This window comes from Paraburkholderia sp. SIMBA_030, from assembly GCF_046535245.1.
Classification (GTDB): domain Bacteria; phylum Pseudomonadota; class Gammaproteobacteria; order Burkholderiales; family Burkholderiaceae; genus Paraburkholderia.
Genome location: NZ_JAWRXB010000009.1, coordinates 158,909 through 176,322, shown reverse-complemented (window position 1 = coordinate 176,322; position 17,414 = coordinate 158,909). Strand labels below are relative to the sequence as shown.

Annotated in this window: 15 protein-coding genes; 8 read left to right on the top strand and 7 right to left on the bottom strand. The window is 63.7% G+C overall.

The features are described 5' to 3' along the window. Positions 1-65: 65 nt before the first annotated feature. From SB772_RS17415 to SB772_RS17395, 5 genes are all read right to left on the bottom strand, one after another. A complete protein-coding gene (locus tag SB772_RS17415) occupies positions 66-2,426 on the bottom strand; it encodes an EAL domain-containing protein (RefSeq protein ID WP_410834587.1) in 2,361 nt (786 codons plus the stop codon). A gap of 491 nt (positions 2,427-2,917) precedes the next feature. Further along, the gene (locus tag SB772_RS17410; protein ID WP_410834469.1) at positions 2,918-3,820 is read right to left on the bottom strand and encodes a PhzF family phenazine biosynthesis protein; all 903 of its coding nucleotides are present in this window, start codon (positions 3,818-3,820) and stop codon (positions 2,918-2,920) included. Between the two features lie 172 nt (positions 3,821-3,992). Continuing rightward, positions 3,993-4,457: a RidA family protein gene (locus SB772_RS17405; protein WP_410834468.1), complete on the bottom strand. Its 465-nt coding sequence runs from the start codon at positions 4,455-4,457 to the stop codon at positions 3,993-3,995. A 54-nt stretch (positions 4,458-4,511) separates the two neighbouring features. Next, positions 4,512-5,708: a PLP-dependent aminotransferase family protein gene (locus SB772_RS17400; RefSeq protein ID WP_410834467.1), complete on the bottom strand. Its 1,197-nt coding sequence runs from the start codon at positions 5,706-5,708 to the stop codon at positions 4,512-4,514. A gap of 74 nt (positions 5,709-5,782) precedes the next feature. Continuing rightward, positions 5,783-6,472 carry a VOC family protein gene (locus tag SB772_RS17395; RefSeq protein ID WP_410834466.1) on the bottom strand — a complete coding sequence of 230 codons (690 nt, stop codon included), beginning with the start codon at positions 6,470-6,472 and terminating at the stop codon, positions 5,783-5,785. Positions 6,473-6,735: 263 nt separating this feature from the next. Here SB772_RS17395 and SB772_RS17390 point away from each other — a divergent pair, with 263 nt between their 5' ends. The 8 genes from SB772_RS17390 to SB772_RS17355 all read left to right on the top strand — a co-directional run bounded on the left by SB772_RS17390 (position 6,736) and on the right by SB772_RS17355 (position 15,620). Next, positions 6,736-8,190 (top strand): PLP-dependent aminotransferase family protein, encoded by a 1,455-nt coding sequence (locus SB772_RS17390; protein ID WP_410834465.1) that lies wholly within the window; start codon positions 6,736-6,738, stop codon positions 8,188-8,190. A 128-nt stretch (positions 8,191-8,318) separates the two neighbouring features. Continuing rightward, a complete protein-coding gene (htpG, locus tag SB772_RS17385; RefSeq protein WP_410834464.1) occupies positions 8,319-10,217 on the top strand; it encodes a molecular chaperone HtpG in 1,899 nt (632 codons plus the stop codon). A gap of 32 nt (positions 10,218-10,249) precedes the next feature. Further along, positions 10,250-10,936: a chorismate--pyruvate lyase family protein gene (locus SB772_RS17380; protein ID WP_410834463.1), complete on the top strand. Its 687-nt coding sequence runs from the start codon at positions 10,250-10,252 to the stop codon at positions 10,934-10,936. Beyond that, complete coding sequence (locus SB772_RS17375) at positions 10,936-11,409, top strand: DNA-deoxyinosine glycosylase (protein WP_410834462.1); 474 nt, start codon at positions 10,936-10,938, stop codon at positions 11,407-11,409. Before SB772_RS17380 ends, SB772_RS17375 begins: the two co-directional genes overlap by 1 nt. Further along, the gene (locus tag SB772_RS17370) at positions 11,406-12,320 is read left to right on the top strand and encodes a spermidine synthase (protein WP_410834461.1); all 915 of its coding nucleotides are present in this window, start codon (positions 11,406-11,408) and stop codon (positions 12,318-12,320) included. Before SB772_RS17375 ends, SB772_RS17370 begins: the two co-directional genes overlap by 4 nt. Before the next feature lie 261 nt (positions 12,321-12,581). Next, positions 12,582-12,821 carry a DUF3311 domain-containing protein gene (locus SB772_RS17365; protein WP_410834460.1) on the top strand — a complete coding sequence of 80 codons (240 nt, stop codon included), beginning with the start codon at positions 12,582-12,584 and terminating at the stop codon, positions 12,819-12,821. Continuing rightward, entirely contained in the window at positions 12,821-14,371 is a 1,551-nt protein-coding gene (mctP, locus tag SB772_RS17360) for a monocarboxylate uptake permease MctP (protein WP_410834459.1), read from the top strand. The genes SB772_RS17365 and mctP overlap by 1 nt, the downstream gene beginning before the upstream one ends. A 124-nt stretch (positions 14,372-14,495) precedes the next feature. Further along, positions 14,496-15,620: an FUSC family protein gene (locus SB772_RS17355; protein ID WP_410834458.1), complete on the top strand. Its 1,125-nt coding sequence runs from the start codon at positions 14,496-14,498 to the stop codon at positions 15,618-15,620. A gap of 63 nt (positions 15,621-15,683) precedes the next feature. Here SB772_RS17355 and SB772_RS17350 read toward each other — a convergent pair whose 3' ends face one another. Both SB772_RS17350 and tal read right to left on the bottom strand, forming a co-directional pair. Continuing rightward, positions 15,684-16,100 (bottom strand): VOC family protein, encoded by a 417-nt coding sequence (locus SB772_RS17350; protein WP_410834457.1) that lies wholly within the window; start codon positions 16,098-16,100, stop codon positions 15,684-15,686. Between the two features lie 222 nt (positions 16,101-16,322). After that, entirely contained in the window at positions 16,323-17,276 is a 954-nt protein-coding gene (tal, locus tag SB772_RS17345; protein WP_410834456.1) for a transaldolase, read from the bottom strand. Positions 17,277-17,414 lie beyond the last annotated feature (138 nt).

Genomic DNA, 17,414 nt, shown 5'->3' with positions numbered 1-17,414 from the left:
CACCTGACATGAGCGGCTTGTCACCGTTCGTGTCAGGCGTTTATCTGGCCGCAACCGAGTCTGGGTCAGCTGTTCGTGCTTGTGCTGGGCACGCTGCTGGTGCTTTCGATTTCATGCGCGGCGTGGAGATCCGCGACGCCGCACACGCCGAAGCGTTCGAGCAACGCCGGAATGGCGTCCACGGGAACCGGACGGGAGAACAGGAAACCCTGCGCCTCGATGTGACCGAGTGCGGCCAGCCAGGCAATCTGCTCTTCGGTCTCGGTGCCTTCGACCACCACCGTGAGTCCGAGCGAGCGCGCCAGATTGACGATCGCGGTGACCATCACGCAGACGCTGCGATCGCCCGGAATCGCCTGGACGAACGAACGATCCACCTTCAGCGTATCGACCGAGAAGCGGTTCAGATACGACAGCGACGAATAGCCGGTGCCGAAATCGTCGAGCGCGATACGCACGCCGAGGCGCTTCAACGCGAAGATCTTCTCCGAAACGAGTTCGGGATATTCCATCATCGCCGTCTCGGTGATTTCGAGCTCGAGGCGGCGCGCGGAAATGCCGGTTTCCTCGATCGCGTGCGAGACGGTTTCAAACAGGTCGCCGCGCCAGAACTGCACCGCCGAGATGTTCACCGCCAGCGACAACGTGTCGTATCCCTGCTGCTGCCACAGCGCCAGCTGACGGCAGGCGGTCTCGATCACGAAATCGCCGATCGGCACGATCAGGCCGGTCGATTCGGCGACCGGAATGAATTCGTTGGCCGGAATCAAGCCATGCTGCGGATGATTCCAGCGCACCAGCGCTTCAAAACCGGTAATGCAGCGGCGCGTCAGGTCGATCTTGGGCTGATAGGCGAGGAACAGCTGCCCTTCGGCGAGCGCGACACGCAATTGCTGTTCCCACTTCATCAAATGATCCGCGCGATGCGACAGTTGCGGCGAATAGAACTGGTAGCAGTTCTTGCCCGCGTCTTTCGCGCTGTACATCGCGAGGTCGGCTTTTTTCAGCAGGTCGATCTCGCTCTCGTTGGCCACCGAATAGAGCGCGATGCCGATGCTCGCGTGCAGTACGAACGAACTGCCGCGTACTTCGAAAGGCTTGTCGAACGCTTCCGCTGCGGCTTCGGCGAGCGCCACGGCGCGTTTCTCGACGTCGTCGCCCTTTATCACGACGACGAATTCGTCGCCGCCGATGCGGCTCAACGCGCCGCCGTCGTTGACTGCGGCGGCCAGGCGCGACGCCGTCATTTGCAGCACGATGTCGCCGGCGTTGTGGCCGAGCGTGTCGTTGACGGTCTTGAAGTTGTCGAGGTCGATGAAGAGAATCGCGAGGCGCCCGAGATTGGCCGGCTGCGCCACGTCGTGCCGCAGGCTCTGCAATGTCGCGTAGCGATTGCGCAAGCCGGTCAGCAGATCGTATTCGACCAGATGCGTCATCTCGCGCTCGCGGCCGAGCAGCTTGCCGATCAAGCCGGTCGCGACGGCGAAGAAACTCAGCATCGCCAGCGAGATGAAGCCCGCCATCAGCAGATAGACGTTGCGTGTGTGGTTGTAGTCGGCGAACTCCTCGGCTTGCGACAGGCCGACCAGCACGCCGAGCGGATAGCCGTCGATATGCCGGTACGACACGATGCGCGTGACGTTGTCGATCGAATCGACATAGGTGCCCGACACATGCTCGGAGGTCGGATACGAACCGCTTGCCGAGAACGAGCCGTTGGTGTTGTCGGTGCTGCCGGTGCGCCGTGCGAGCACGGCACCGCTGTCCGAGATCACCGCGATCACGCCTTCGCGGCCGATTGCCGCGTTGTTGTAGAAATCGCTGGTGAAATAGCTGGGGTCTTCGGAGACCACCACGACGCCCGCGAACGAGCCGTCCGGATGATTCAGACGCCGCGTCATCTGCAGCGTCCAGTGGCGGGACACACGGCCGAGCACGGGCTTGCTGATAAACAGCTGATCGTCGTTTTCGTGTTCGTGGACCTTGAAGTGCTCGCGGTCGGACAGGTCGATACGCTTGGGGTTCAGCTCGGCCGTGTTGGCGATCAGCGTGCCGTGCTCGTCGATCAGCGACACCTGCACCAGCGTTTCGCTTTGCACCACGCCTTTTTCCACCGTGCTGGTGAGATCGAAATGATTCGGGGTTTTCTCGAACTCGTATTTGACGAAGCGGGTAATCTGATCGACCTGGTGAATCGCCTTGACCGTATGCTGCTCCAGCGCCGCGGAGAGAATCGCGGCAGAGGCCATCGTCTCACGGTAAGTGGCGTCTTTCTCGACCGATAGCCGCGCGAAGATCACGGTCCAAAGCAGGATCAGCACCAGCACGCCAAGCGCGGGAATCGCGAGCAAAGAGCGGCGGCGCGACACGGCGGGGTCGCGGCGAGGTTTGGCTTCGCGCTGGTCGGAGAAGCGGTATTGGCTCATCTGGCGGCCCGTGCCCAGGTGCCGGCCGGCTGCAACTGCGCGAGCATTGACTGCGCTGATTTCATGAGTGGCTGCATGGTGACCAAGGTGCCGGTACTGCTGCGCAGGGGAAGGGAGCGTGGCGTCGTGCCTGACCATCCGCGGATCGTTGGGTACGTTTCGATATTACTTAATGCCACTGGATTAAGGAAGGGTCCGCGCATCGGGTATACGCGGGCGCAGGCAGGCATGCTGATCCGCTCAATTCGCAGGCCGCGCGGTCGGCCGTGAGGCAGTGGTGGGGCAGGCGTTTTCGAGGGTTTCATCGGAAATCGGTGTTCAGGTGTGCCAGGCCTCTGGCAAGCCTCTCGTCATGCATAGTGCATTAATGGGAGGCAATGCGGGGCGATGCGGCAATTTGTGGCTGGACGTGGCTTGAAAGGGCGATGCGCCGCTGGCTGCATCCGGTGAGTCACCGTCTGCAAATGATGCGCCAGCATGCCACGCGCCGGTCACAGCAGCCTGAATGTGCCGTCGACGATTGTCACCGAGGGGCCGCCGATCCACGTTTTGCCGGCTGCATCGTCGTAGCGCACCGAGACGTTGCCTGCGCGACCCAGCGCGGTGCCCTGGCGCGCGGTGTAGTGCGGGCCCGGGCGCAATTGCTGGGCGCTCAGCAGCCCCGCCAACGCGGCGTTTGCGCTGCCCGTCACTGGGTCTTCCCCTACGCCAAAGCGGCCGCCCGCCATCAGGCAACGTACTTCGAAGGTAGCCGGGCCGTCGGCGTCGTGCGGACCGTAGACCGCGAGGCCATGCGTATCCACTGAACGCACGAGTTCTGCCAGCGCTGCGGCGTCGGGTTCGAGCGCGAGGCAATCGCGCGCCGAATTGACGCGTACCACGAGCCACGGTGCACCGTTATCGACCGCGCAAGGCGTCGCGCTGAAATCGATCGCGTCACTACGTAATGCGGTAGCGAGCCTTGCATATTGATCTTGTGCGAGCGGCGTGACGCGTGCGGGCGGTGCAGCGAATGCCCATGCTTGCGCATCCTGATCGGCTTCGCCGTTCAGCCTGGCCAGTTCGACGAGGCCCACGCCGCATTGCTGCACCAGCCTGCCGGCCTGCTTCGGCTGGTAGCCGCTTTCGAGCAGCGCATGCGCGGTGCCGAGCGTCGGATGGCCGGCGAACGGCAATTCACCATGCGTCGTGAAGATGCGCACGCGATAGTCGGCGGCCGGATCGGTCGGCTTCAGCAGGAAGGTTGTTTCGGAGAGATTGGTCCAGTGCGCGATGGCCTGCATCTGATTCGCATCGAGTGCGTCGGCATCGAACACGACCGCGAGCGGATTGCCCTTGAACGGCACCGACGTGAACACGTCGACTTGTTTAAAACGAACGGTGTTGGCGAGCATCGGCGGGTCCGGCGAATCCAGCGGGTTGGTGTGATTGGCGGATTCTATCTGGTGGTGAAGGAACGTTCTACCTCGCCACAAATGCAAAACGCGCCGCGGGTGATCGACACCTCGCGACGCGTTTGGTACAACCTGTGCCGGCCAGGTCGGCAGCCCGTCTTATCCGGCTTCGTTATTCGACTTCGGCAATCATCTCGATCTCGACGCATGCGCCGAGCGGAATCTGCGCCACGCCGAACGCCGAGCGCGCATGCTTGCCGCGCTCGCCGAACACATCGGCGATCAGTTCGGACGCGCCGTTGGTCACCAGATGTTGCTCGGTGAACTCGAGCGTCGAGTTGACGAGGCTCATCAGCTTGACGATGCGCGTGACGCGATTCAGATCGCCCACATGCGCATGCAGGGTGGCGAGCAGGTCGATCGCGATCGAGCGCGCAGCGGCCTTGCCTTCTTCGGTGGTGAGCGTGGCGCCGAGCTTGCCGGCCCACACCTTGCCGTCCTGCTTCGCGATGTGACCGGACAGGTACACCGTGTTGCCGCTTTGCGCGCTCATCACATAAGCGGCGGCCGGTGCGCCGGCGGTCGGTAGTTCGATGCCCAGTTCCTTGAGCTTGTCGTAAACATTCGTTTGAGCCATGTCGTGTCCTTGGTCGGTCGTGAAAATTCGATGACGGGGGCGGGCGAAGACCGCTTAAACCTTCGCTCGAATCAGCGCTGCGAGACGCGCTACGCCTTCGTCGATCCTGGCCGGCGGCACCGTGACGAACGACAGACGCAACGTATTGTGCTGCGCTTCGTTCGCGAAGAACGGTCCGCCCGGCACGAACGCGACATTCTGCGCAACGGCTTCTTCGAGCAGCTTCATGCTGTCGATCTGCGCGGGCAGATTCACCCACACGAACATGCCGCCTTCTGGACGGTTCCAGCTCACGCCCTCGGGCATATAGCGTTCGAGCGATGCAAGCATCGCCGCGCATTGATCGCGATACAGCGCGCGGATGGTCGGCACGTGCGTGTCGAGGAAACCGTCCTTGACCACTTCATGCACGATACGCTGCGTGAAGCTCGGTGTGTGCAGATCGGTGGCCTGCTTGGCCTGCACGAGTTTGAAAATCAGTTCTTCGGGCGCAATGATGTAACCGACCCGCAGGCCTGGCGCCAGCACCTTCGAGAACGAGCCCAGGTGGACGATGTGATCCGGCGACATCGACAGCATGGTGGGCAGCGGTTCGCCCGCGTAGTCGAGTGCGCCGTACGGGTCGTCTTCGATCACCGGGAACGGTGCGGTCTGCGCAAACTCGGCCAGGGCGCGCCGGCGTTCGACCGGCAGGCGGCGGCCAGTCGGATTCTGAAAATTCGGCTGGGCATACAACAGGCGCGCGCCGGCCGTCAGCTCTGGCGTGAGCGCTTCGGGAATCAGGCCTTGCTCGTCGGTCGGCACTTGCACATAACGCGGCTCGTACATCGAGAACGATTGCAGTGCGCCGAGGTAGGTCGGCGTTTCGACCAGCACCGGGCTGTCCGGGCACACCAGCACTTTGCCGAGGAGGTCGAGCGCCTGCTGCGAGCCGGTCGTGATCAGCACCTGGGTGGGGCGAATCTGTGCGCCGTTCACCGAATAGCGCTGTGCAACCCATTCACGCAGCGGCAGATAGCCTTCGGTCGCGCTGTATTGCAACGCCGCGGCGGGCGCATCGCGCAGAATGCGGTCGGACGCTTCGCGCATGCGCTCGGCGGGGAAGGTGGCCGGCGACGGCAAACCGCCCGCGAACGAAATGACTTCCGGCCGCTCCGTGACCTTCAGGATTTCGCGGATCGCAGAGCTCGTGAGCTTGCGCGCGCGTTCGGACAGTTGCCACGTGGGGGCTTTCAAGTCGCTTTGGTCCATGGTCTCCTCGTCTGGTGTGTTTGGAATCGGTCAAAACTTCAATTATCGCCGAGTCGGCGACCCGCGCGCGCTGCTTATTTAAGGGTCCGTAGACCGTCGGGCGTTTCAAACTCGGCGGTGAGTGCTGGTGCGCCTTCCGTTGGCGCCAGCGCAATCAGGTGCGCCGCGCCCAGCCACTGCAATTGCGCCGCGATCGCGTCTGCCTGCGGATGGACCGCTTTCAGCGTTTTCAGCGCCAGGCTCGTCTCCGGCAATACCGCCGACGGATGCCGCGGCGTGTCCCACTGAATCAGCGACGGCAGCACGCCGTCGCCTGCGCCTTGCCAGGCGGGAAATGCACCGTCGTCGGGCACGGACAGGCTCCATGTGAAATCGCCGCGCGTCATCGGCACGATCGGCGCGATGCGCTGCGGATACTGCGCTTGCCACGTCGCGAGGCGTTTCGGCCGCTCGACGCGTGCGACCCAATGCGACAGATACGGCCCTTTGTCGAGCCGCGCGTGGGTCGCCGGGTCGTCGAGGGCGAACAGCCGTGCGCGCGTCGCGCCGCCGTCCGCCGCCGCGACGGCTTGCGGATCGATCGCGATCACCTCCAGATACACGCCGCCCCACAGGTTCAGCAGGCGGTTGTGCGTGCGCATCAGCGGATGTGCGCCACCGCCGGCCGGCGCGACGCCGAGCGTGTCGGCGACGTACTGCGTGCCCTCGTCGAGGGTACGGGCGGAAATCACGAGGTGATCGAGACGAAGCGAATGAGCGGTCATGGCGGATCGAAGAAACGGTTTCTGCAGTGAACCGGAGCGACGCCGAGCGTGGCGGCGACGCGGCCGGGGTCGTAAGCATAACCGTTCGCCGGACCGGCAGGCGAGGCCGGCCGCGGCGACGATTGCGCCGCTATCTTCAATTTGTGGCTCGGCGCTGGGTCGGGCGGCGCCGTGATCCGCTGCGTGTCTCAAATGTAGCGGCGGCGACCGGCACAGTAACGGTACAATCGATTCGATACTATTCGGTACAGTTGGAGCCCGTTATGTCCGTCCCGCTTGCCCAGATTCCCGCCCCGCACGATACAGCGTCGCTGACGCTGGTCGAGCAGCTTGTCCAGTGGGCGCGCCGCCGCATCGAGGAGCGGGTGTTCCGCCCGGGTATGCGCATGCCGTCGATTCGCAAGCTGGCGCTCGACAAGGGCGTGTCGCGTTTCACGGTGGTCGAGGCGTATGAACGGCTGGTGGCGCAAGGCTGCCTGGAGTCACGGCGCGGCTCGGGTTTCTACGTACGCGAGCGGCTCGGCGGCACGGCCTCGGGCGAGGTCCACGCGATCGCCGAAGCCGCGCCTGCGCCGGCCACGATCGACGTCGTCTGGTTGCTGCGCAATATGCTGCATACGGGCGCGCGCCCCGAGCGCAGTCCGGGGCTGGGCTACCTGCCGGGCCGCTGGCTCGACGGCGATCTGATCACCAACGCGCTGCGCACGCTCGGCCGGCAAAGCGGCGCGCAGATGCTCGGGATCGGCACGCCGCTGGGTTTTTTGCCGCTGCGCCAGCAGTTGCAGACGCGGCTGGAAGAGCTGGAAATCGGCGCGTCGCCCGAGCAGATCGTGATGGTCTCCGGGATTACCCAGGCGATCGACCTGATTTCGCGCATTTACGTGAAGCCGGGCGATGCGGTGATCGTCGGCGATCCGGCCTGGTTTCAGATGTTCGGACGCTTTGCGTCGCAGGGCGCGCGGCTGGTCGGCATGCCGTATACGCCGGACGGTCCCGACCTCGACGCGCTCGAATCGCTGGTGCAGACGTGGCGGCCGAAAATGCTGGTGATCAATTCGGTGCTGCAGAACCCCACCGGCACCTCGCTCACGGCCGCGCAGGCGTTCCGCATCCTGCGACTTGCCGAAGCCTACGACTTCATCGTCGTCGAAGACGATATTTACGGCGATCTGTGTCCGCCGAGCTATCCGGGCACGCGCCTCGCGAGTCTCGACCAGTTGAAGCGCGTGATCTACCTCGGCAGCTTTTCGAAGACGCTCGCGCCCAATCTGCGCGTGGGTTTCATCGCCTGCTCGCCGGAAGTGGCCAAGGCCGTCAGCGATCAGAAAATGCTGGTCGGCATGACGAGCCCCGAGTTGAACGAGCGCGTGCTCTACAAGATTCTCACCGAAGGCCATTACCGTCGGCATGTCGAGCGGCTGCGCGCACGGCTGGACGGCGTGCGGGAAAAGTCCGTGCGGATGCTCGAGAAGACCGGCATGAAGCTGTTTTTGACGCCGACGGCAGGCATGTTCCTGTGGGCCGACACGGGCGTCGACGCGGACGCGCTGGCGGCGGCCGGCCATGAAGACGGCTTTCTGCTGACGCCTGGGAGCCTCTTTTCGCCGCAGCAATCGCCGACCACGTGGATGCGCTTCAATATCGCCAACTGCGGCGATCCGGAGCTGTCGGCGTTCCTGTGCCGCTATCTGGACGGCGTCGCGCGGCGCGCCTCTTGAAACCGCGCCGGATCGTCCCCAGCTAGGCGGACGATCCGGCGGCCCGGCGCGCCGGCGGGCGCGGCCCGCCAGTCGCCCGGCGCCACGCCTGACCCGAACCCCATTCGCAACAGAGAGGAAGTCCGACCATGGCACAAGAAACCATGAGCTTTCAGGCAGAAGTGAAACAGCTTCTGCACCTGATGATCCATTCGCTGTACAGCAACAAGGAAATCTTTCTGCGCGAGCTGATTTCGAACGCGTCCGACGCGGCCGACAAGCTGCGCTTCGAAGCGATCGAAAATAGCGCGCTGTACGAAAACGATCCGAATCTGCGCATCCGTGTGTCGTACGACAAGGCCGCGCGCACCGTCACCATCGACGACAACGGCATCGGCATGAGCCGCGACGAGACGATCTCGCATCTCGGCACGATCGCGCGTTCGGGCACCAAGGAATTTTTCGGCAAACTCTCTGGCGATCAGCAGAAAGATGCGGCGCTGATTGGCCAGTTCGGCGTGGGCTTCTACTCGGGCTTCATCGTCGCCGATCGCATTACGGTCGAAACGCGCCGTGCCGGTTTGCCGGCGTCCGAAGGCGTGCGCTGGGAAAGCGCGGGCGAGGGCGATTTTGCCGTGGAGACGATCGAGCGCGCTCAACGCGGCACGACGATCACGCTGCATCTGCGCGCCGATGAAGACGACCTGCTGTCGGTGCATCGTCTGAAGTCGATCATCCAGAAGTATTCGGATCACGTCGCGCTGCCGATCCTGATGCAGAAGGAAGAGTGGGACGCCGAAAAGAGCGAGATGGTCACGAAGGACGAGGACGAGACCGTCAATCAGGCCAGCGCCCTGTGGACCCGTTCGAAGAACGACATCAGCGAAGATCAGTACAAGCAGTTCTACCAGCATCTGTCGCACGATCATCAGGATCCGCTCACCTGGACGCATAACCGCGTCGAAGGCCGCAGCGAGTACACGCAACTGCTGTATGTGCCCACCCACGCGCCGTTCGACATGTGGAATCGCGATCATCGCGGCGGCCTGAAGCTGTACGTGAAGCGCGTGTTCATCATGGACGACGCCGAGCAACTGCTGCCCGCGTATCTGCGCTTCGTAAAGGGCGTGGTCGATTCGAGCGATCTGCCGCTGAACGTATCGCGTGAAATCCTGCAGGAAAGCCGCGACGTGAAGGCGATCCGCGAAGGCGTGACCAAGCGTTCGCTGTCGATGCTCGAAGATCTGGCCAACTCGGACAACGATGCCGACCGCGAAAAGTACGCCGGCTTCTGGAAGGAATTCGGCCAGGTGCTAAAGGAAGGCGTCGGCGAGGATTTCGCCAATCGCGAGCGCGTCGCCAAGCTGGTGCGCTTTGCGTCGACGCATACGGATTCGCCCGAGCAAACCGTTTCGCTCGCCGATTACGTCGCGCGGATGAAGCCCGAGCAAAGCAAGATCTACTACGTGACCGCCGACACCTGGCAGGCCGCGACCCACAGTCCGCATCTTGAAGTGTTTCGCAAGAAGGGCGTGGAAGTGCTGCTGCTGACCGATCGTGTCGACGAATGGATGCTGTCGTTCCTGAACGAATTCGACGGCAAGCCGCTGCAAAGCGTCGCGCGCGGCGATCTCGATCTGGGCGCGTTGAACGACGAAGAAAAAGAGGCGCAGGAAAAGGTTGGCGAAGAATTCAAGCCGCTTGTCGACAAGATGAAGGAAGCGCTGAAGGACAAGGCGAAGGACGTGCGCTTGACGTTCCGCCTGACCGATTCGCCGTCCTGCCTCGTCGCGGACGATGGCGAAATGAGTGGCTATCTGCAACGTATGCTGAAGGCCGCGGGGCAGCAGGCGCCGTCGTTCCATCCGATTCTCGAAGTGAACCCGGAGCACGCGCTGGTGAAGGGCTTGCATGCGGACAGCGCGAACTTCGATGACTGGTGCCATCTGCTGTTCGATCAGGCATTGCTTGCCGAAGGTGGTGCGCTGGAAGACCCGGCGAGCTTCGTGAAGCGTACCAATGCGCTGTTGCTGGCGCGCGCGGGTTGAGCTTGCGTGGTGAGCTTGAATAATCCGACACCATGCCTATCCGCTTCGATGCCGCCGACGCCCACTGGCGCGTTGCGCCCTTGCCCGGCTTTAGCGCCGCCCAGAAAGACTGGCTGACGCGCGGTGGTTCATTGACCGCGCATCTGGGCATGCTTGGCGCTGTCGCGGTGCGCGTCACGCGCGAAGCCGTCGCGTTGCCGTGGGCCGACGAATCCGCCGCGCTCGGCATCGCGCCGCGCGCACCGGCGTGGATTCGGGAGGTGGTGCTGTCGGTCGACGGCGTGCCGTTTGTCGCCGCGCATAGCGTGGCGCCTCTCGCGGCGAGCGTCGGCGTGTGGCAGGCGACGCGGCGGTTACGCACCCGGCCGCTCGCTGAGTTGCTGTACAGCGATAGCAGCGTCGCGCGTTCGTCGCTAGTGAGCCGCAGGCTGACGGCGCGTCATCCGCTGTACCGGCTGGCGCAGCATGAGATCGGCGCGGCGCCGCCGCATGCGCTGGTCGCGCGACGCTCGGTGTTCGAACGCCACGGCGCGCCGCTGATGGTGACCGAATGCATGCTGCCTGCGCTGTGGGCGCATCTGGCTTCGTCGTCGGGTGAATCATCCGCGCCTGCGCTGCACGCTGCGCATCCACGTTCGCGCGAACATGGCCGCCCGCTCGAGCACATCGCATCGCGCGCGCATCCCGTGTTTCGCGCACCCGGCGAGGCGAGCCGCTAATGTTGCGCGGCTTTCCACCCGTCGCCGCCGCGGATACACATACGCTGATTCTCGGCAGCTTTCCCGGCGAGGCGTCGCTCGCCGCGACGCAGTACTACGCGCATCCGCGTAACCAGTTCTGGTGCCTGCTCGGCACGGTGCTCGACGAACCGCTTCCCGGGCTCGCTTACGAAGAACGTCTCAGGCGCGTACTGGTCCATGGCATCGGTGTATGGGACGTGCTCGCAGCGTGCCATCGCGAGGGAAGTCTGGATGCGGCGATCCGCAACGCGCAACCGAATGACTTCGCATCGCTGCGCGAGCATGCGCCGCTGTTGCGCAAAGTCTGCTTCAACGGCAAGACAGCAGGCCGCTTCGCGCCGGTGATCGGCGAAGCCGGCTACGCCACCCTCGTATTGCCTTCGTCGAGTCCGGCGAATGCTATGCTCTCGTTCGACCAAAAATTGCGTCTCTGGCGCGACATCCTTACATGACGAAATTGATCAAGCGCGCTTCGGCTGAAGCGCGCGCTTTCCGTAATCAAGGCGCTGACGCCGTGAGCAGCAAACAGAAAGTAGTGCGCAACAACAAGCGCGCGCTACACGACGACGATCTGCACGACGCGCCGCAAATCGAAGCGCCGCGCAAGCCGCGTTTCGCGCCTGTCACGTTTTCGGAAGAGGGCGGCGTGCGCTTCCTGCATTTCGGCACGGAATGGGTGCAAGGCGCGATGCGTCTGCGCAAGCCGGATCACATCGAACTCGAATACGCGCAGCAGATGATGGCCTGGCTGCTGTTCATCGAAACGCCCAGGCGCATCGTCCAACTCGGTCTTGGCGCAGCGGCGCTGACCAAGTTCGCCCACCGCTTCCTGACGCGCGCGAAGGTCGAGGCGGTCGAGTTGAATCCGGCCGTCGTCGTCGCCGCGCGGACGATGTTCGAATTGCCGCCCGACGATGCACGCCTGACCGTGCACGAAACCGACGCGTGGGACTTCGTCAACGACCGCGCCAACCACGGCACGATCGGCGCGCTGCAAGTCGACGTCTACGATGCGACCGCGCGCGGCCCGGTGCTCGACAGCGTCGGCTTCTATCGTGCGGTGCGCGCGTGTCTGACCGAGGCGGGCGTGGTGACGGTGAACCTGTTCGGCGATCATCCGAGCTTCGTGCGCAACATGAAGCGTTTGAACGAAGCGTTCGACGGCCGCGTCGTCGCGCTGCCGGAAGTGCACGACGGCAATCGCATCGCGATCGCGCTCTCGGGCCCGGCGCTCGACGTGCCGTTCACGGCGCTGCAAGCGCGCGCGAGACTGATCGAAGCGGAACTCGGCCTGCCGGCGCGCAAGTGGATCAAGGGACTGCAGGAATCGACCGGGCAGAACGGCACCTCGTTCTCGATCTGACGATCGAAGCAGCCGGGCCGGGCAAGGTGGCTCGCCCGGCCACCCGGCGTAGGGCCGCCCGGCCTCGAACCGTCTGCCCCATCTGCATCAAAGCACCGCCCCGCCTCGGGTCGTCCCTGCTTGACCGCACGCTCGCGGCTCCTATACTCTTTCGAAGCTTTCGGGGCGCCTGTCGCTTATCCGGCGGCGGCCACCCGCTGCGGAAACCGCCACCCGTCAAAACACGGGCCAACATTTCAATAATAGGTAGGAGGAGACGTCATGGCTCACGACGCCGACGCGAACAAAGCCAGCAAGCACTGGCTATGGTTGCTGCTGCTGCCCTGGGTCGCGATGATCTGGGTGCCGTCATATAACAAGGTCGAACCGCAACTGTTCGACTTCCCGTTCTTCTACTGGTATCAGCTCCTGTGGGTGCTGATCAGCGCGGTCATCACGGCGCTCGTGTACTTCAAGACCAAGACCCGTTCGACGGGCCGCCCGCAAGGGGGCGCACAATAATGAACGCCACCGCAACTTTCGTCTTCGTTCTGTTCTTCGTCGGCGTCACCATTCTGGGCTTTATCGCGGCCCATTGGCGGCGCGGCGATCTGGCCCATCTGGAAGAGTGGGGCCTCGGCGGCCGGCGCTTCGGCACAATCGTCACCTGGTTTCTGCTGGGTGGCGACCTGTACACCGCGTACACCTTCATCGCCGTGCCGGCGCTCGTGTTCGGCGCGGGCGCCACGGGCTTCTTCGCGCTGCCGTACACGATCCTGATCTATCCGTTCGCGTTCGTCGTGTTCCCGAAACTGTGGAGCATCGCCAAACGTCAGGGCTACGTGACATCGGCCGACTTCGTCTCCGCCCGTTATGGCAGCCGGATGCTGGCGCTCGCGGTTGCGGTGACCGGTATCCTCGCGACGATGCCGTACATCGCGCTGCAACTGGTCGGTATCGAAGTGGTGATCGGCGCGCTGGGTTTCGACACCACGGGCTTCGTCGGCGATCTGCCGCTGATCATCGCGTTCGCGATTCTGGCGGCGTACACGTACACGTCGGGCCTGCGCGCGCCGGCGATGATCGCGGTCGTCAAGGACGTGCTGATCTACATCACGATTGCCGCCGCGATCATCGTGATTCCGCCGCAACTGGGCGGCTTCGGCCATATCTTCGGCGTGGTGCCGCCCGCCAAGCTGCTGCTGAAGGCGCCGGACGTATCGAGCCTGAACGGCTACAGCGCGTATGCGACGCTCGCCATCGGCTCGGCCCTGGCGCTGTTCCTGTATCCGCACTCGATCACGGCCATCCTGTCGTCGAATTCGGGTAACACGATCCGCCGCAATATGGCGATGTTGCCGGCTTACTCGCTGGTGCTCGGTCTGCTCGCGCTGCTCGGTTTCATGGCGCTCGCAGCGGGCGTGAAGGACATGCCGGAATTCGCGCCGTACTTCAAGGCGTTCGGCCCGAACTTCGCGGTGCCGGCGCTGTTCCTGCACTTCTTCCCGTCGTGGTTCGTCGGCGTCGCGTTCGCGGCGATCGGCATCGGCGCGCTGGTGCCGGCGGCGATCATGTCGATTGCGGCAGCGAACCTGTACACGCGCAACATCCACAAGGAGTTCGTCAACCGCAACATGTCGCATGAACAGGAGACCAACGTCGCGAAGCTGGTGTCGCTGATCGTCAAGGTCGGCGCGGTCGCGTTCATTCTGGGGCTGCCGCTCACCTACGCGATCCAGTTGCAGTTGCTGGGCGGCATCTGGATCATCCAGACGCTGCCGGCGATCGTGCTGGGTCTGTACACGCGCATGCTCGACTACCGCGGTTTGCTGCTCGGCTGGGCGGCCGGCATCGCAACCGGCACGTGGATGGCGATTTCGCTGAAGCTGGCGAGCTCGATCTTCACGATTCACCTGTTCGGTTTCGCGATTCCGGGCTACGCGGCCGTGTGGTCGCTGGTCGTGAACCTGGTGGTGGCGGTGGTGGTGAGTATTCTGGTGCGTGTGCTCGGCATGCAGCGCGCCGAAGATCGTACCCGTCCGGAAGACTATCTGGACGTGGTCGAAGGCTGAGCAAGCCGCTCTACTTCGCTTCAAGGCGAAACGCCCGCAAACGAAAGTTTGCGGGCGTTTGTCGTTCCGGGGCACTCTGGTGCACGATAGCGAAACCTTTCCTCAAAGCGTCCGTCGCGCTGCCATGGCCTCTGCCGATTCCCACACTGTGATTGCCCGCCGTTCGGCCATCAGCCGCATAGTGCGCGCGGTCGCATCGCCGTATTACCGCTATCGCCATGCAAGGGTGTTGCATAGTCTGCGCGTCGGCCTCGCGATGCTGGTGTCGATTCTCGCCACGACCGGTATCGACATCCCGCACGGCATCTGGTCGTCGGTGACCTTGCTGGTGGTGATCGGCGGTTTGCAGCATCACGGCAATATTCGCAAGAAGGCGGCGGAACGGGCGGCGGGGACTTTGCTCGGCGCGTCGATCGGTTTGGTGCTGATCCTGCAGCAGAATCTGATCGGCTCGCTGCCGCTCACCTACGTACTGATGTCGATCGTCGCCGCGATCTGCGCGTGGTTCGCGATCGGCTCGTCCGGCTATATCGGTCTGTTGACGGCGATCACGATGTGCATCGTCGCCGGCCATGGCGACAATCCGATCGACGTCGGCCTGTGGCGCACGCTGAACGTGCTGATCGGCATCGTGATCGCGCTGGCCTTTTCGTTCGCGCTGCCGCTGCACGCAACCTATTCGTGGCGCTACGGCCTCGCCGACAATCTGCGCGAATGCGCGCGGATCTACGCACGGTTGCTACAAGGCGAAACCATTAGCGAAGACGAGCAGGTCAAAAGTTTTCTGCGGATCAATAAGCGGCTGGTGCAGTTGCGCTCGCTGATGCCCTCGGTGGCCAAGGAGATCGATGTGCCGCAGGCGCGGCTCGAAGAAATCCAGCGTTTGCATCGCTCGGTGCTCAGTTCGCTGGAGTTGCTGGCGACCGGCCCGCTGATGCGCGCCAACGCCGTGGCGCGCGCCGTTTTTGCACAGGAGTGCGGGGTCGAGGTGCGCGCCGTGCGGGGCATCCTGCTGGCGACGTCGCGCGGCCTGCGATTTGGCCGCGCGACGCATTTCAGGATTCCGCCCGCGTCGCCGCTCGCGCAAGCGCTGCCCGGCGCGGCGTTGAAGCTGCCATCCGATTTGCAAGGGCCCTATTGGCTCGGACAGCGGCTGGCCGAACAGGTCGACCGGCTGCGCGCCTTGCTGCTGGAAACCGAGCCGAACTGGAACATCGAACGGCACACGCGGACCTTGCCGAAGGCGTGAGGCGGCGCAGTCCGCCGCGGCCGACCGCGGTGGCCGCAGCCGCACTCGGCAAGCGTGAGGGCCTTACTCCTCCGGCACCGTCACCATCCAGCCGAGGCCGAAGCGGTCCTCTACCATCCCGAAACCTTTGCTCCAGAAGGTGGCTTGCCACGGCATCATGATCTTTCCGCCGTCGGCCAGTGCATTGAAGTATTTTTCGGCCGATGCCGCGTCGTCGGCCGTCAGCGACAGGCTGAAACCGTTCATCGGACCGGCATCGGGGTCGCAGTGGCCGTCGGACGCCATCCAGGTCGTCGAACCGCTTTTGATGCTCGCGTGCATGATCTTGTCCTCCGTGCCAGGGCGCAGCTGGCTCTGCGCGTCAGGCGGCGCCTCCTTGAAGCGCATCTGGAATAACACTTCGGCGCCGATTGCTTCGCCGTAAAACTTCAGCGCTTCTTCGCAACGGCCGTTGAAAAATACGTAAGGCTGAACGTACATGATCGTCTCCCGGAATGTGGGTCAGCGGCGCCGCGTTCCTTCGGCCGGCGGCCAGCAGGAGCGGGCGTGCAGACGATTGTAGTCGTCCGTCGTGGCAGCAATTGTGACTTTATGCTGGAAGGGCGGTGGGCTTGACGTAGACCCGATAAGACGCCGCCGGAAACGGCGCGCGGCCCTGAACCGGAAGGCTCAGGGCCGCGCGCTGAAGCGAAGAACGCGGGTTTAACGCAGCGCGTCGATCAGCTTTTCCAGCTTGACGGCGTCCGCAGCGAATGCGCGAATGCCTTCGGCGAGCTTTTCCGTCGCCATCGCTTCGTCGTTGACGAGGAAACGGAACGACGATTCGTCGACCGGCACGCGCGCGATGTCGGCACCCGTGGCAAGCTCCGGCGACAGCTTGCGCTCGACTTTCTCGGTGCTCTCCTGCAGCTTTTGCAGCAGATCCGGGCTGATGGTCAGCAGATCGCAGCCGGCCAGTTCGAGAATCTGACCCGGCGTGCGGAAGCTCGCGCCCATCACTTCCGTTTTGTAGCCGAACTTCTTGTAGTACGCGTAGATGCGGCGCACCGATTTGACGCCCGGATCGTTGGCGCCGCCGTCTTTCGCTTCGTCCCAGGCGCTGCCGGCGTTCTTCTTGTACCAGTCGTAAATGCGGCCGACGAACGGCGAAATCAGCTGCGCACCCGCTTCGGCACAGGCGGCCGCCTGCGCGAGCGAGAACAGCAGCGTCATGTTGCAGTGGATGCCTTCTTTCTGCAGCACTTCGGCAGCGCGGATGCCTTCCCAGGTGGAAGCCAGCTTGATCAGCACGCGTTCACGGCCGATGCCCTTTTGCTGGTACAGGCCGATCAGTTCGCGGCCCTTGGCGATCGATGCCTGCGTGTCGAACGACAGGCGCGCGTCCACTTCGGTCGACACGCGGCCCGGGATGATCTTGAGGATTTCGGTGCCGAATGCGATCAGCAGATGATCGATGATCGCGCCAACCGGTTTCGACGCGTGCTCTTTCACGGTCTTTTCGAGCAGCGGACGGTAATCGTCCTTCTGCACGGCCTTCAGAATCAGCGACGGATTGGTGGTCGCGTCGTGCGGCTTGTATTGGGCGAGCTGCTGGAAGTCGCCGGTATCGGCCACGACGGTGGTGTATTGCTTGAGTTGGTCGAGTGCGGTTGTCATGTTCGAGCCTTCAGGGCGCAGGTGCGCCGTGGTTCAGGAGAAATGAGGTCGCCGCCGGACAAAAAGTACAAAAAATACCAAAAGCCCTGGCGGACGCGGGTCACGCTGCAGCGTTGGCCCGCCATGTTGCGGGGAAAC